Below are 13,850 nucleotides of genomic sequence, written 5' to 3'. Positions count from 1 at the left end.
GTGCTACGCCTTGCTGACGGCGTAGAAGACGGCGTTGGGAATCGCTCCCGCCGAGGCCGCGTTCACGGTCACGATGTAGCCCTTTCCGGAGAACTGCGCCGACCGGCTGTCGGGGGCCCCGGCGCCGTCGCCGAGGGCGGTGTAGCCGGCGGCGACGAGCTTCTTCTTCGCCTCGTCGTACCCCTCGGGCTTGGCCTGGACCGTCACGCTGAAGACGGTCACGCCGCCCTGGGAGCGCTCCCCCGCGTCGATGATGTTCCCGTCGACCAGCGGCACATCGTCCTTGGGGAAGGTGGCCGGGAGAGTCACGGTGGCAGCGGGCGTGTCCGGGGCATCGCGGTTGCACGCGGCGGTGCCCAGGAGCAGCCCGGCGACCGCCAGGAGCGACGCGACGGCGGGCCCGACGCGCCGACGCGCGGGCCCGAATGAAGTGGTCGGACGATCCGTCATCTGGTCCATGCAGTTCCCGATATCCCTCACCGGTAGAATCAGCAAAGTACGACACCCCGCTCACCAAGGACGGAGTGCCCATTGCTCATCATTCTCATCTGTTTGTCATTTGCGACCTTAGCCGCACCGGTCGTGGTCGGACGTTTCGGCGCGCGCGCCTTCCTCGGTCTCGCCGCGGTCCCCGCCGCGGCTCTGGTGTGGGTCATCACCGTGTGGCCCGTCGCCGGCGAGCCCGCACGCACCGAGTCCCTGCAGTGGGTCCCGGCCCTGCACATGAACCTCGATCTTCGGCTCACCGAGCTCGGCGCGATCATGTCGGTGCTGGTCCTCGGGATCGGCGCGGTCATCCTCGTCTACTGCGCGGGCTACTTCACCGATGTGTCGAGCACCCGCAAGCTGCCCACCTTCGCGGCCGAACTGGTCGCCTTCATGGCCGTCATGTTCGGCCTCGTCGTCAGCGACAACATGCTGGCGATGTACGTCTTCTGGGAGCTCACCTCGGTGCTCAGCTTCCTGCTCGTCGGGTACTACGCCGAGCGCGCCACCAGCCGCCGCGCGGCCACCCAGGCGCTGCTCGTCACCACGCTCGGCGGCCTCGCCATGCTGGTCGGCATCGTCGAGCTCGGCGAGCACTACGGCAGCTACCTGTTCTCCGAGGTGATCGCCCGCGCGGTCGCGGACCCGTCGAGCATCTCCATCGGCGTCGAGGTGGGCGTCGTGCTCATCCTGATCGGCGCGATCAGCAAGTCGGCGATCGTCCCGTTCCACTTCTGGCTCCCCGGCGCCATGGCGGCACCCACGCCGGTCTCGGGGTACCTGCACGCGGCCGCCATGGTCAAGGCCGGCATCTACCTCGTCGCGCTGCTGGCTCCGGCCTTCGCCCACCTGAACGCGTGGCGGGTGATCGTGCTGGGCCTGGGGATTCTCACGATGATCCTGGCGGGCTGGCGCGCGCTGCGCGAATTCGACCTCAAGCTCATCCTGGCCTTCGGCACCGTGAGCCAGCTCGGCATGCTCATGGTGCTGGTCGGCGGGGGCGAGCGGAACCTGATGCTCGCCGGCTTGACGATGCTCACCGCGCACGCCCTGTTCAAGGCGACGCTGTTCATGGTCGTCGGCATCATCGACCACACGACCGGCACGCGGGACATCCGGCGGCTCGCCCGCCTCGGCGACCGGCAGAAGGTGCTCGCGGTGGTCGCGGCGCTGGCCGCCGCGTCGATGGCCGGTATCCCGCCGCTGTACGGCTTCGTCGGCAAGGAGGCGGCGCTCGAGACGATGCTGCACAGTTCCCTCCCCGAGCCGCTCCCGATCGTGCTGCTCACCGGGATGTGCGTCGGCTCGGCGTTGACGATGGCCTACAGCATCCGCTTCCTGTGGGGCGCGTTCGGCCGCAAGGGGCAGTCCGCACCCACCCGTGCCGTCGCCGAGATGCATTCGATCAGCCCGTTGTTCCTGGCCGGACCGGCCCTGCTGGCCGTGCTCTCGCTCGTCGACGGGCTCGCCTCCGGTCAGCTCGACCACGTGCTGTCCGGCTATCCCGACGATGCCTTCCCGCCCGAGTCGGAGCCCTACCACCTGGCGCTCTGGCACGGCTTCACGCTGCCGCTCCTGCTGACGACCCTCATCATCGCCACGGGCATCGTCGTCGCGCAGCCGCACAGCCCGTTCGCCCGGCTCCGCCGCCGCAACAGCGTGCTGCTCGGCAACGCGGACCGGCTCTACGACGCCACCCTCCGCGGCGCCGACGTGCTGTCGCTGCGGATGACGCAGAGCACGCAGCGCGGTTCGCTGCCGCTCACGCAGGGCACCATCCTGCTGACGCTGGTGCTACTTCCGCTCCTGGTGCTCGCCTTCGGCACCCGGGCGCGGCCCGACCTGCGGGTCGAGGCCTCGCCGCTGTTCCTATCCATCTCGGTGCTGATGTGCGCCGCCGCGCTGACCGCGGTCCTGCTGCGGAACCGCCTGGCGACGGTGCTCGTCGTCGGCGTCACCGGCTACGGCACGGGCGTGATCTTCGCGATCTACGGCGCGCCCGACCTCGCACTCACCCAGTTCCTCGTGGAGACGCTGACCCTGGTGGTCTTCGTGCTGGTGCTGCGCAAGCTGCCCGCCGAGGCGCCGATCACCGGTAGCCGTCCGTCGCGGGTGGCTCGCGCACTGCTCGGCATCGCGGTGGCGGCGATGGTCCTCGTGGTGGCGGTCGCGACCCGTGCCGCGCGGGTCGCCGCACCCGTCGCGGACCGGCTTCCCGAGCAGGCCTACAGGTTCGGCTACGGCCACAACACGGTGAACGTGATCCTGGTCGACATCCGCGCCTGGGACACCTTCGGTGAGATCTCGGTGCTGCTCGTGGCGGCGACGGGTGTCGCCTCGCTGGTGTTCCGCAACCGCCGCTTCGGTTCGGCGCCGCGGGTGAGCGCGGAAGCCGCCGCTGCGGCCGCCGCCGCGCCGGGCACCACCTGGCTGCGCGGGAGCGCGCTCCGCGATCCGCGGCACCGCTCGCTGGTCCTGGAGATCACCTCCCGCATGGCTTTTCCCACGATCATGGTGGTCTCGGTCTACTTCTTCTTCGCCGGCCACAACGCGCCGGGCGGCGGCTTCGCCGGCGGCCTCACCGCGGGTCTCGCGCTGGTGCTGCGCTACCTCGCGGGCGGCCGGTACGAGATCGGCGAGGCGCTCCCGCTCGATGCGGGCCGGGTCCTCGGTACCGGCCTGCTGCTCGCGGCGGTCGGCACCATCGTCTCGCTGCTCGCCGGCGCCCCCGCCATGTCGTCGGTCGCCTACGAGTTCACCCTGCCGGTCTTCGGTGACGTCAAGGTGGTGACTGCGCTGATCTTCGACGCCGGCGTGTACCTCATCGTGGTGGGCCTGGTGCTCGACGTCCTGCGCAGCCTGGGAGCACGACTCGACCTGGAGGGATCCCCCGCTGACATGACCTCGCCCCTGCCCGTCCAGTCGGGGGGTGGCGCGCGATGATCGTCGACATCGGTCTGTTCGCGGCGATCGCCGTCATGATCGCCACCGGCGTGTACCTGCTCCTGGACCGCAGCCTCACGCGGATGCTGATGGGCATCATCCTGGTCGGCAACGCGGTGAACCTGCTGCTGCTCGCACTGTCCTCCCCGCCCGGCAACCCGCCCATCGTCGGGTACTTCTCCGCGGGCAGGCTCACGGACGCGGATCCGTTGGCGCAGGCGATGATCCTCACCGCCATCGTCATCACGATGGGCATGGCGGCGTTCATCCTCGCGCTGGCCTACCGCTCGTTCACGATCAACACCGACGACGAGGTCGACGACGATCCCGAGGACACGAAGGTCCTCGAGCGCGACGCCGACATCGCGGCCGACGATCCCGACTACGACGCCTCGGACGACCCGATCACCGGCGCACCGTCTGCCCTGGGCGATGCCTACGGCCCCGACGGTGAGCTGCTCTCCCCCGAGGAGCTCAAGCGGGCCCGCGTCGATGTCGTCGACACCGGGGCGCTGCCCCTGCCCAGCGTGCCGCGCGAGAAGCAGCTCCCGCCCGGCGAGCCCGACGGGGAGGGCGAGCGATGACGGAATCGATGATGCTCGCGCTCGTCCCGCTGCCGACGGTGCTGCCGATCGTCGCGGCCGCGATCACGATGGTGATGGGCCGACACCCGCGGCTGCAGCGGCTGATCTCGCTGGTCTCGCTCGCGGCCATCGTCGCCGTCGCGGCCCAGATGCTCTACTACACGGACCGGCACGGCACCGTCGCCTTGCACGTGGGCGGCTGGGGCGACCGGGACGGCGGGGGCGGGCCGCTCGGCATCACCCTCGTCGCCGACCAGCTCGCCGCACTGATGGTGCTGGTCTCCGCGATCGTGCTGCTGGGCGTCCTCGTGTACTCGGTGGGCCAGGGCATCCGGGACGGCGATGAGAACCAGCCGGTCTCGATCTTCTACCCCACGTACCTGATCCTCGCAGCGGGCGTGTGCAACGCCTTCCTCGCGGGCGACCTGTTCAACCTGTTCGTCTCCTTCGAGATGCTGCTCGCCGCCTCCTTCGTGCTCCTGACGGTGGGCGGCAGCGCCGATCGCATCCGGGCCGGCGTCTCGTACGTCATGGTCTCGATGGTCTCGTCCGTGGTGTTCCTGCTGGGGATCGCCTACGCCTACTTCGCGACGGGAACGCTGAACCTCGCGGACATGGCGATCAAGCTGCAGGACCTGCCGTCGGGCACCAGAACGACCCTGTTCGCGGTGCTGCTCGTGGCCTTCGGGATCAAGGCGGCGGTGTTCCCCCTGTCGACGTGGCTGCCGGACTCCTATCCGACGGCGCCCGCCCCGGTCACCGCGGTCTTCGCGGGCTTGCTGACGAAGGTCGGCGTGTACGCGATCATCCGGGCGCACACGCTGCTCTTCCCGGGCGGCGCGCTCGACGACGTGCTCATGATCGCCGGTCTGCTCACCATGATCGTCGGCATCCTCGGCGCGATCGCCCAGACCGACATCAAGCGACTGCTGTCCTTCACGCTGGTCAGCCACATCGGCTACATGATCTTCGGCATCGCCCTGTCCACGCCGCTGGGCCTGAGCTCGACGATCTACTACGTGGTGCACCACATCCTCGTGCAGACGACGCTGTTCCTCGTGGTCGGCCTCATCGAACGGCAGGCGGGCGCGGCCACGCTGCGCCGCCTCGGCGGGCTCGCCGCGGCCAGCCCGGTGCTCGCGATCCTGTTCTTCCTGCCGGCGCTGAACCTCGGCGGCATTCCGCCGTTCTCGGGCTTCGTCGGCAAGGTGGGCCTCATCGAGGCGGGCGTGCGGCAGGGCTCGGTGCTGGCCTGGGTGCTGGTGGCGGGCAGCGTGATCACCAGCCTGCTGACCCTGTACGCGGTGATCCGCGTGTGGACGAAGGCCTTCTGGCGCCCCCGCTCCGACGCCCCCGAGGGGGAGTTGGCCGTCGCGCACCCGGAGGCCCTGCTCGACGACGCCGATGTCATCGAGTTCGCCGACCGGGAGGACCCGGGCCGCATGCCGATCAGCATGGTCGCGCCCACCGCGGGCCTGCTCGGCGTGGGCCTGGTCCTCGCGATCTTCGCGGGCCCGATGTTCGACGTCACCGACCGCGCGGCGACCCAGCTCATCGGCCGGGCGGACTACGTCGAGGCCGTGCTCGGCCCGGAGGCCCTGCACAAACTCAAGATGCCCGACGGTACGCCCGCGTCCGCCGGTTCGTACGAACCGCTGACCGTCGAACCCGCTCGACCGCAGACCCCGCAGGGAGGCGCGCATGGCTAGGCGACTCGTGACGCGGATCCTGCCCGACCTGCGCGACGGCCGCGCCGTCGGCGCCAAGATCGCGCAGCTGCTGTGGCTCGACGCGGTCTGGGTCATGCTGTGGGGCAACGTGACCTGGGGCAACATCGCCGCCGGCCTGCTGGTGGGCCTGGCGATCCTGCTGCTGCTCCCCCTGCCGCCGGTGCCGGTGGAGGGCCGCGTGCACCCGGGCTCGCTGCTCAAGCTGATCGGCGTCTTCCTCGTGGAGATGTTCCGGTCCTCGATCGAGGTGGCGTGGCTCGCGATCCGGCCCGGGTCGATGCCGCTGAGCGCGGTCCTGCGGGCGAAGGTCTCGATCAAGTCGGACCTGGTGCTCACGCTGCTGGTCGACATGATGAACCTGATCCCGGGCACGATGGTGCTGGAGATCGACACCAAGCGACGCCTGCTGTACGTGCACGTCGTCGACGTGAGCAGCGCGAAGGCGGTGCACCAGTTCTACCGCAGCACCGCGCGTCTCGAGCGGCTGTTCATCGACGCCTTCGAGCGCGACAACGAGTGGCACGCCAGCCCGATGCACGGCATCGACGACGACGATTTCCACCACGTCGCACCGGGCGCCCGGGGATTGGTGGGCGACGCCCGCCGGATGGCGGCGCCGGAGATCGCCTACCGCAAGGCGCAGAACACCGAGGCGGAGGGAAAGCCGTGACCGTCGTCTTCGTCATCACCGGTGTCATCCTCATGACCGCCGCCTTCCTCACCACCTTCCGGCTGCTGCGCGGCCCGAACACCCTCGACCGCGTCGTCGCGGTGGACGCGCTCGTCGCGATCGCCATGGGCGGGCTCGCGGTATGGGCGGCGTACAGCCGCAATTCGTCGGTGATCCCCGGGATCGTCGCGCTCTCGCTCGTCGGCTTCGTCGGCTCGGTCTCGGTGGTGCGGTTCCGGGTGCCCGACGATGCCGGGACCGCCCCGTCGCCGCCCGACGAGACGCCGGACATCGCGCCGCGGAACGGAGGACTGCGATGATCGTCGACATCGTCTCCTCGATCCTGTTCCTCACGGGCGCGGTCTTCGCCGTGACCGCCGCGATCGGCATCATCCGCTTCCCGGACACGCTGACGCGCATGCACGCGGCGACGAAGCCGCAGACGCTGGGGCTGCTCCTGCTGCTGGCCGGCGCCATCGTGCGGATGGCCGACTCGGTCGACGTGTGGATGCTGGTGCTGGCCGGGCTGTTCACGATGATCACGGCGCCCGCGGTCGCGCATCGGGTGGGCCGGGTGGCCTACCAGGAGCAGCGCCTGCGCGACAGCACCATCGACCCGGACCAGATGGAGACCGGCAGCCGCGACTGACGGCGGGCCGGTCCGTCGGTCAGGCCCCGTCGCGCCCCGACCAGCGCATCCGCGCCCACGGCAGCGCGATGTCCGACGGGTCGTCGACGAGCCGCGGCCCCACCGGCACCGCCGGGGCGGTGTCCTCGGCGTGGTCGGCGAGGGCCCGCAGGTAGCGATGTCCCGTGTCGGGCAGCACCTGCACGGTGGCGTCGACCGGTGCGCCGTGCGCCTGTTCGAAATCGGCTGCCGCGTGGCCCGCACCGGAGGACAGGCCGGCGAAGATCGCGTGCTCGCGGAGCAGTCGGAGTGTGCCGGCGCGGGCCACCTCGAAGGACACCCAGTGGATGACCTCGTAGAGCCCGTGCCGCACGTTGTCGAACGGGATGGATGACCCGATGCCGGCGATGAGCATGGCGGGGTCCTCCACGTGTTCGGCGCCGAAGGTGACGCTGCCGAAGGGCTGCACGCCGACCAGTTCCACCGCCAGACCCGCCTCCTCGAAGCCGAGTCGCAGTGCGCCGCTGGACACGCCCGAGCCGACGGGCGCGACGAGGCGCACCGACGCGGCCCCCTCGGCCGCCAGCTCCGAAGCCACCCCACGGGCGATGTCCCGGTAGCCGCGGTAGTGCACCGGGTCGTGGTACTGCCGCATCCAGTGCAGCGCCGGATCCTGCGCGAGCAGTTCGGTGATCCGCCGAACCCGGCGGTCCTGGTCGAGTTTGAGCGATGCCGACCGCGGCATCTGCTCGAGATCGACTCCCAGGGCGAGCAATTGGACCCGCAGCCCCTCGTCGATCGTGGTCGATCCGACGATGCGGCAGCGCACCCCCGCCTCGTGGCAGGCCAGGGCCAGGGCGTAGGCGTAGATCCCCGACGACGAGTCGATGACGGTGCCGCCGGGCCGGACGCGACCCGCGTCGAGGGCGGCGCGCAGGGCCGCCCGGGCCGAGGCGACCTTCATCGATTCGAACCGCAGCAGGTACCGGTCGTCCGTGCCGCGGAGCAGGGCGGGGCGGCTCAGCGCCTCGGCGATGTGGCCGTCGATCCTCATGCGGCGCCGCCGATCACGATCGGGGCATCGGCCACTCGGAAGCCGACCGCCCGGACGCGGGTGCATGCCCGCCGCAGGCGCTCCCGCGGGTACTCCCGGTCGAAGAGCAGGCCCGCGACGTTCCCGGAGTGGGCCACCTGCACGCCGAGCGCTCCCCCGCGCTCGGCCGCCGCGATGAGGCGGTCGAGTCGGGGCTTGTGGTGGCGACTCTGGTTGAGCACCGCGCTGCGGGTCGCGACCGCGGCGACCCCCGCCGCGTCCCCGGCGGGCACCGCGCCGCGCAGCCGAGCGCGCAACTCCTCGTACTCCGCCACGTCCCCGGCGCCGGCCGCGGGCAGCGTCAGCGTGTCGACGGGGCCGCCGAGTACGCACCGCACGAGCAGCATCGCCGGGAGGGTCTCGCCCAGTTCCTCGATGACGTGGCCGTGCCGGTGCGCGAACAGGATCGGGCGGTCGGTCCACAGGGGGTCGGAGGCCCCCTCGGCGGAGACGGCGAGGCGAGCGACGGTGTCGGCGTCGAGCTCCGCGTCCGCGCAGTCCGCGACCGCGCGGACCGCGGCGAGCACGTCGGCGGTCGAGGAGCCGAGCCCCAGGCCGACGGTCGTCGTCCGCGCGACGCGGAGTTCGCCGCCGGTGCAGCCGAGGAGGTCGCGCTCCCGCAGGTGGGCCAGCGTGGCCTCGGCCGCCCGTCGCGCCTTGTCCAGGTCGCCCGCGCCGCCGGTGGTGCGCGCCCGTACGACGCCCGAGACGTCCGGGGCGAAGACCGCGACGGACCCGATGGTGCCGATCGGCACGGTCACCAGGCCCGGGCACTCACCCTGGAGCGGGCAGCGGAACCGGCCCTGGAGGAGCTCGCCGTGGTGGCCGGTACTGCGGCCCACCCCTCGACCGCGGGAGACGGTGCGCGGCGCGCTCATCCGATGCACTCCTGCGCGCGGGTCCCGCGCAGCGCGCGTCGCGCGAAGACCGCGGCCAGCGCGGTGGCACCGCCGAGGACGATGCCAACGCCGGGCCAGCCGCCGAGTGCGAGGGCCCCGCCGGCGAGGGAGGCGCCCGCGAAGACGCCGACGCTCTGCGCCGCCCCGTTGAGCGAGAGGACGGTGCCGCGCACCGCTCCCGCCCCTCGGACCAGTGTGGTGGTCACCGCGGCGGCGATGACGGCGTGCGCGGCGGACACGAGGGCCACCATCGACCAGGCGACGACCACATGCGGTGCGGTGTGGAGCGCCACCATCGAGAGGGCGGCGACGAGGATCGCCGTGAGCACCGTGCCGAGCAGGCGGTCGGCGCCGCGGTCCTGCATCACCCTGCCGCCCAGGAAGTTCCCGAGGAAGAAGGCGAGGCCGGAGGTCGCCCATACCAGGGAGAACCAGCCCGTCCCGATGCCGAAGCGCTGGCCGAAGGTGGCGGCGAGGTAGGCGAGGGAGCCCATGAACGCGAGAGTGCGCAGGAGGGAGACCGCCAGGATGTCGAGGGCGCCGGGGATCGACCGCACGGTGCGGAAGGCCTCGAGGTAGCTCATGGAGGTCTCGCCGCCGCGCGGATCCCGGCGGCGGGCGATCAGTGCCGCGACCACCAGCAGCACCACGGCGGTCGCGGCCATATCGGCGCGCCAGCCCCACAGCACGGCGGGCAGCGCGAGGACCGGCGCCGCGAGGACCGCCGTCAGCGTCATCGTCGACGAGACGAGGGTCGCGGCCCGCGCGGAGGCCGCCGGGGTGTCGAACCGGTCGGCGGCCATGGCCGACACCGCGGGATTGAGGACGGCGGTTCCCGCACCGATCAGCAGGCAGAAGACCACCCACGCGGCGGTGCTGCCCTGCAGCGCCAGCCCGCACCCCACCGCGAGGACGAGTAGGGCCAGCGCGGCCACCGACGAGCGCGAGATCCGGTCCAGGAGAGGCGCGGCCGCGATGCCGACGAGGAGGGCGGCCACCCCGCCGAGGCCGCGCAGGCCGCCGATGAGGTCGATGCCCGCGTGTGCGTCGGCGGCGATGGCGACGAGGAAGTTGGCCATCACGGTGAACGGGACGAGGCCCAGTGCGGCTGCGGCGAGCATCGGCCAGATCGCGCGGACCAGCGCCCGGTCCGGCAGGGGGCGGTCCCCCGGTGCGCTCATGTCCCGCTCCGGTAGAGGTACATCGGGGAGGCGTCGGCGGAGAACTGGGAGAAGGGGAAGTGCTCGGCGGAGAGCGCGCTCAGGCCCGACCCGAGGAAGGCGCGGGCGACGGCCGATCCGCTCTGCGCGTACACGGCGAGCGGCAGCTGACGCTCCCGGCAGGTCGCGAGGATCTCGTCGAAGCTGCCGTTGCCCAAGGTCATTCCGGTCGCGAGTACCGCGTCGGCCTCGGCGAGCACCGCACGGTGATCGTCCGCGACGGGGTCGCCCCAGTGCGTGCGCTGCAGGTTCCGGTCCGCGAGCAGGGGCTCGCCGCCGCGCTCGCGAATGGCGGCCACCAGCGGGTTCACCACGCCGATCAGCGCGACCCGTGCGCCCGGTGCGACCGTGAGCAGCTCCGCCACCGCGGCGTCGCGGGCGATCGCGCGGGCATCGGGGGTACCCGTGGGCAGCATCCGGCGCTCCGCCCGCGGGTCCTCGCGGTGCGGGGCCGCGGCGCCGAGCGCGGCGTCGGCCGCGGCGATCCGCAGCGGCTGCGCGGCGTGCTCGAGCAGGGCGGCGAGCGGTTCGCCGGACAGGTCCGCGATGTCCGGGTCCAGCTCACCCTCCTCGAAGGCACACGCGCCGAAGGCGTCTCCGACACGGACGAGGACGTACCGGTTGCGGTAGCGCTGCTCGCTCCCGGCGAGGCGGGTGCCGTGTGCGACGAAGAAGACGCTGCGCGCCACCTCGTTCTGCGCGACCTCGCGGGCATGGTCGAGGACCTCGGCGACGGAGCCGGGCCCGGTCATCGAGCGACCCCGCTCTGCTCCAGGTAGTCGGCGAGAGCCGCCGCGGCGTCGAGGTTGCGCGGCCCGGCCACCAGCTCGGCGTAGTCCACCACGCGGATGCGGTTCTCGCGCACCGCCGGCGAGTCCTTGATCGGCGACGACTGTCGCAGGTAGTCGATCTTCTGCTGCGCGGGCTGCTTGTCGTAGTCGACGATGACGACCACCTCGGGCTGCGCGTGCACCACGGACTCCCACCCGACCGAGGTCCATCGGCCGTCGACGTCGTGGGTCACGGAGCGACCGCCCGCGAGGGAGATCACCTGGTCGGCCGCGGCGCGGCGGCCCGCGGTGTAGGGCTCCGCGGTCCCCGAGTCGTAGATGAAAACCGACGGCTTCACACTCTTGCGGTCGGCGCGCTCCTGGAGCGTGCGCTGGCGCGCCCGCAGGTCCTCGACCAGCTTCGTGGCGCGGTCCGGGACGCGGAAGATCGCGCCCAGGTTGGTGAGGTCGGTGTACGTGTCCGCCAACGGATTCACCTCCCGCGCGGCGGGCTTGTCGCCGTAGTTGTAGCAGGTCTCCTCCTGCATGTAACTGTCGATCCGCAGCTTGCCCAGAGACTCGGGGGTGACGCCGCGGGCGGGGCTGAACCCCGCCTGCCAACCCGCGAACACCCAGTCCGCCTTGGCGGCGACGAGCGGCTCCTGGGTGAGGACGCCGTCGCTGAGGATCGGGACCTTGGCGTATTCGTCGCGGTACGGCGACTTCGCGATCACGCCGTTCACCGTCTTCGGTAGGACGATGCCCTTGATGCGGTCGGTGAGTCCGAGCGCGAACATCTTCTCGATCGCCGACACGTCGTAGGGCACCGCGGCCGTGGGCGACCGGTACTGCTGGTGCACACCGCAATTGGTCACATCGATGAGGTCGGAGCCGGATTCGGCGGGGCGGGCACCGCAGGCGGTGGCGGCGAGCAGGGTGCCCGCCGCGAGGGCCGCGGAGAGGAGGGAACGGGGACGCATCGGTCGATCCTTTCGATCGGTCGGTCTTCTAGAGTTCGAAGTGGATCCGGGGCGGGCCGGTGCCCGTCACGGCGACCACGGGCCGCACGCCGTAGACCTCGGCGATCCTGTCGGCCGTGAGCACCTCGCCCGGGGTGCCGCTGGCGACCACACGGCCGCGGTCGAGGAGCACGAGGCGATCGCAGCTCTGGGCGGCGAGGTCGATGTCATGGATCGCGGTGACGGTCGTCTTGTTCGCGGCCCGGAGCAGGCGCAGCAGGTCCAGCTGGTGCCGTACGTCGAGGTGGTTGAGCGGCTCGTCGAGCAGCAGGACCGGGGTGTCCTGCGCGAGGGCGCGGGCGATGAGGACGCGCTGCCGCTCACCCCCGGAGAGGCCCAACACGCTTCGTCGCCGTAGCGCGGTGGCGTCCACCGCGACGAGGGCCGCCTCGCAAGCGTTGATCGCGGCCGGGCTGCCGGCGTCGCCGTGGGCGAACCGCCCCAACATCACCGTCTCCTCAGCAGTGAACCCGAGGTGGCCGGTCTCGCTCTGGGTGACGGCGGAGACCAGACGCGCACCGTCGCGCCGACGCATCGCGGCGAGGTCCCGCCCGCCCACGCGGACCGTCCCCGAGGTGGGAGCGATCGCCCGGTAGAGGCAGCGCAGCAGCGTCGACTTGCCGCTGCCGTTCGGCCCGATCAGTCCGACGTGCTCCCCCGCCTCGATGTCGAGCGAGACCCGGTCGAGGATGCGGCGGCCGGCGAGCTCGACCGTCACCCCGTCCAATTCCACTCTCACGCCGCACCTCCCAGCAGTCCGCCGCGACGACGGAGCAGCGCGATGAAGACGGGCACCCCGACGAGGGCGGTGACGATGCCGAGCGGCAGCTCTCGGGGTGCGACCACCAGACGGCTGAGCAGGTCGACCCAGACCAGCAACAGCGCGCCCACGAGCGGCGCGAGCAGCAGCATCCGCCGGTGCGCGGGCCCCACGATCATCCGCACCGCGTGCGGGACCACGAGTCCGACGAACCCGACGGTGCCCGCGACCGCGACGAGGACCGAGGTCAGCACCACGATGATGAGGAACAGCATTCGCCGGGCGCGGTGCGGATCGAGGCCGAGAGCCGCGGCGGCCTCGTCGCCCTGCGACAACACGTCCAGCACACCCGCGAGGCGCGCGATGATCACGCCACAGACCGCCACGGTCACCGCGACCAGCGGCAACACCGACCACTGCGCACCGCCCAGCCCGCCGAGCAGCCAGAACATCACCGACCGCGCCGCATCGCCGACGGGGTCGAAGAAGACGACCGCGCCCGCCAGGCCCTGGAAGGCGAAGGCGAGCACGACCCCCGTCAGCACCAGCCGGACCGGGCTGAGCGCACCGTCGGGGGTCCGGCTGAGCAGATAGACCAGCACCGAGGCGAGGACTGCGGTGACGAACGCGGCACCCGCGGTACCGGCGACGCCGAACCCGGCCACCACGCCGGTGGTGACCACGAAGCTCGCCCCCACGGAGGCGCCGCTGGAGATGCCGAGGATGAACGGATCCGCGAGCGGGTTGCGCACGAGCGCCTGGCAGGCGACGCCCGCCAGCGAGAGCCCGGCCCCGACGAGGGCCGCGAGGATCACGCGCGGGACCCGGAGGTCCCACAGGATCGAGTAGGTCGAATAGTCCTCGCGCGCCACCGTTCCGCCGCGCAGCGCGGCCCAGAGGAGCCGGCGCACGTCGTCGAGCGGCACTGTCGCGGCGCCCTGGGATACGGCGATCGCCATCGACACGACCAGCGCCGCCGTGAGGGCGCCCGCCGGCAGCAGCTGGCGGAGGCCGACGCGAGGACCGGTCTGGATGGGGGGCACGAGGC

14 protein-coding genes are annotated in these 13,850 nt (G+C 71.9%); 6 read left to right on the top strand and 8 right to left on the bottom strand.

The features are described 5' to 3' along the window. Nucleotides 1-3: 3 nt before the first annotated feature. The gene (locus HF999_RS08790) at nucleotides 4-459 is read right to left on the bottom strand and encodes a hypothetical protein (RefSeq protein WP_168545518.1); all 456 of its coding nucleotides are present in this window, start codon (nucleotides 457-459) and stop codon (nucleotides 4-6) included. 72 nt (nucleotides 460-531) lie between these two features. On the opposite strand from HF999_RS08790, the gene HF999_RS08785 reads away from it, so the two are divergent. The 6 genes from HF999_RS08785 to mnhG are packed head-to-tail and all read left to right on the top strand — an operon-like array spanning nucleotide 532 to nucleotide 7,062. Continuing rightward, nucleotides 532-3,429: a Na+/H+ antiporter subunit A gene (locus HF999_RS08785; protein WP_168545517.1), complete on the top strand. Its 2,898-nt coding sequence runs from the start codon at nucleotides 532-534 to the stop codon at nucleotides 3,427-3,429. Next, nucleotides 3,426-4,013: a Na(+)/H(+) antiporter subunit C gene (locus HF999_RS08780; RefSeq protein ID WP_168545516.1), complete on the top strand. Its 588-nt coding sequence runs from the start codon at nucleotides 3,426-3,428 to the stop codon at nucleotides 4,011-4,013. The genes HF999_RS08785 and HF999_RS08780 overlap by 4 nt, the downstream gene beginning before the upstream one ends. Next, nucleotides 4,010-5,722: a Na+/H+ antiporter subunit D gene (locus HF999_RS08775; protein WP_168545515.1), complete on the top strand. Its 1,713-nt coding sequence runs from the start codon at nucleotides 4,010-4,012 to the stop codon at nucleotides 5,720-5,722. Before HF999_RS08780 ends, HF999_RS08775 begins: the two co-directional genes overlap by 4 nt. After that, nucleotides 5,715-6,413, top strand: a complete 699-nt coding sequence (locus HF999_RS08770) for a Na+/H+ antiporter subunit E (protein ID WP_168545514.1) — start codon at nucleotides 5,715-5,717, stop codon at nucleotides 6,411-6,413. The genes HF999_RS08775 and HF999_RS08770 overlap by 8 nt, the downstream gene beginning before the upstream one ends. Next, nucleotides 6,410-6,733, top strand: coding sequence for a monovalent cation/H+ antiporter complex subunit F (locus tag HF999_RS08765; RefSeq protein WP_168545513.1), 324 nt, complete (start codon nucleotides 6,410-6,412; stop codon nucleotides 6,731-6,733). Before HF999_RS08770 ends, HF999_RS08765 begins: the two co-directional genes overlap by 4 nt. Then, nucleotides 6,730-7,062, top strand: coding sequence for a monovalent cation/H(+) antiporter subunit G (gene mnhG / locus HF999_RS08760; RefSeq protein WP_168545512.1), 333 nt, complete (start codon nucleotides 6,730-6,732; stop codon nucleotides 7,060-7,062). The genes HF999_RS08765 and mnhG overlap by 4 nt, the downstream gene beginning before the upstream one ends. A 19-nt stretch (nucleotides 7,063-7,081) precedes the next feature. On the opposite strand, the gene HF999_RS08755 is transcribed toward mnhG, so the two are convergent. The 7 genes from HF999_RS08755 to HF999_RS08725 are packed head-to-tail and all read right to left on the bottom strand — an operon-like array spanning nucleotide 7,082 to nucleotide 13,845. Continuing rightward, a complete protein-coding gene (locus HF999_RS08755; protein ID WP_168545511.1) occupies nucleotides 7,082-8,095 on the bottom strand; it encodes a pyridoxal-phosphate dependent enzyme in 1,014 nt (337 codons plus the stop codon). After that, the gene (locus HF999_RS08750) at nucleotides 8,092-9,012 is read right to left on the bottom strand and encodes a GHMP family kinase ATP-binding protein (RefSeq protein ID WP_168545510.1); all 921 of its coding nucleotides are present in this window, start codon (nucleotides 9,010-9,012) and stop codon (nucleotides 8,092-8,094) included. Before HF999_RS08750 ends, HF999_RS08755 begins: the two co-directional genes overlap by 4 nt. After that, nucleotides 9,009-10,214 (bottom strand): MFS transporter, encoded by a 1,206-nt coding sequence (locus tag HF999_RS08745; protein ID WP_168545509.1) that lies wholly within the window; start codon nucleotides 10,212-10,214, stop codon nucleotides 9,009-9,011. The genes HF999_RS08750 and HF999_RS08745 overlap by 4 nt, the downstream gene beginning before the upstream one ends. Continuing rightward, nucleotides 10,211-11,005 (bottom strand): Rossmann-like domain-containing protein, encoded by a 795-nt coding sequence (locus HF999_RS08740; RefSeq protein ID WP_168545508.1) that lies wholly within the window; start codon nucleotides 11,003-11,005, stop codon nucleotides 10,211-10,213. Before HF999_RS08740 ends, HF999_RS08745 begins: the two co-directional genes overlap by 4 nt. Further along, a complete protein-coding gene (locus HF999_RS08735; protein WP_168545507.1) occupies nucleotides 11,002-12,003 on the bottom strand; it encodes an ABC transporter substrate-binding protein in 1,002 nt (333 codons plus the stop codon). The genes HF999_RS08740 and HF999_RS08735 overlap by 4 nt, the downstream gene beginning before the upstream one ends. A gap of 28 nt (nucleotides 12,004-12,031) precedes the next feature. After that, a complete protein-coding gene (locus HF999_RS08730; protein ID WP_168545506.1) occupies nucleotides 12,032-12,781 on the bottom strand; it encodes an ABC transporter ATP-binding protein in 750 nt (249 codons plus the stop codon). After that, complete coding sequence (locus HF999_RS08725) at nucleotides 12,778-13,845, bottom strand: FecCD family ABC transporter permease (protein WP_312854070.1); 1,068 nt, start codon at nucleotides 13,843-13,845, stop codon at nucleotides 12,778-12,780. Before HF999_RS08725 ends, HF999_RS08730 begins: the two co-directional genes overlap by 4 nt. Nucleotides 13,846-13,850 lie beyond the last annotated feature (5 nt).

The organism is Tsukamurella spumae (assembly GCF_012396015.1).
Lineage (GTDB): Bacteria > Actinomycetota > Actinomycetes > Mycobacteriales > Mycobacteriaceae > Tsukamurella > Tsukamurella spumae.
This window is presented reverse-complemented; position numbering and strand designations above follow the sequence as displayed.

Bases quoted from the DNA above. Each gene is read 5' to 3' on its own strand.
- HF999_RS08790 (WP_168545518.1), bottom strand. From the start codon at position 459: ATGGACCAGATGACGGATCGTCCGACCACTTCATTCGGGCCCGCGCGT.
- HF999_RS08780 (WP_168545516.1), top strand. From the start codon at position 3,426: ATGATCGTCGACATCGGTCTGTTCGCGGCGATCGCCGTCATGATCGCC.
- HF999_RS08775 (WP_168545515.1), top strand. From the start codon at position 4,010: ATGACGGAATCGATGATGCTCGCGCTCGTCCCGCTGCCGACGGTGCTG.
- HF999_RS08770 (WP_168545514.1), top strand. From the start codon at position 5,715: ATGGCTAGGCGACTCGTGACGCGGATCCTGCCCGACCTGCGCGACGGC.
- mnhG (WP_168545512.1), top strand. From the start codon at position 6,730: ATGATCGTCGACATCGTCTCCTCGATCCTGTTCCTCACGGGCGCGGTC.
- HF999_RS08755 (WP_168545511.1), bottom strand. From the start codon at position 8,095: ATGAGGATCGACGGCCACATCGCCGAGGCGCTGAGCCGCCCCGCCCTG.
- HF999_RS08750 (WP_168545510.1), bottom strand. From the start codon at position 9,012: ATGAGCGCGCCGCGCACCGTCTCCCGCGGTCGAGGGGTGGGCCGCAGT.
- HF999_RS08745 (WP_168545509.1), bottom strand. From the start codon at position 10,214: ATGAGCGCACCGGGGGACCGCCCCCTGCCGGACCGGGCGCTGGTCCGC.
- HF999_RS08740 (WP_168545508.1), bottom strand. From the start codon at position 11,005: ATGACCGGGCCCGGCTCCGTCGCCGAGGTCCTCGACCATGCCCGCGAG.
- HF999_RS08735 (WP_168545507.1), bottom strand. From the start codon at position 12,003: ATGCGTCCCCGTTCCCTCCTCTCCGCGGCCCTCGCGGCGGGCACCCTG.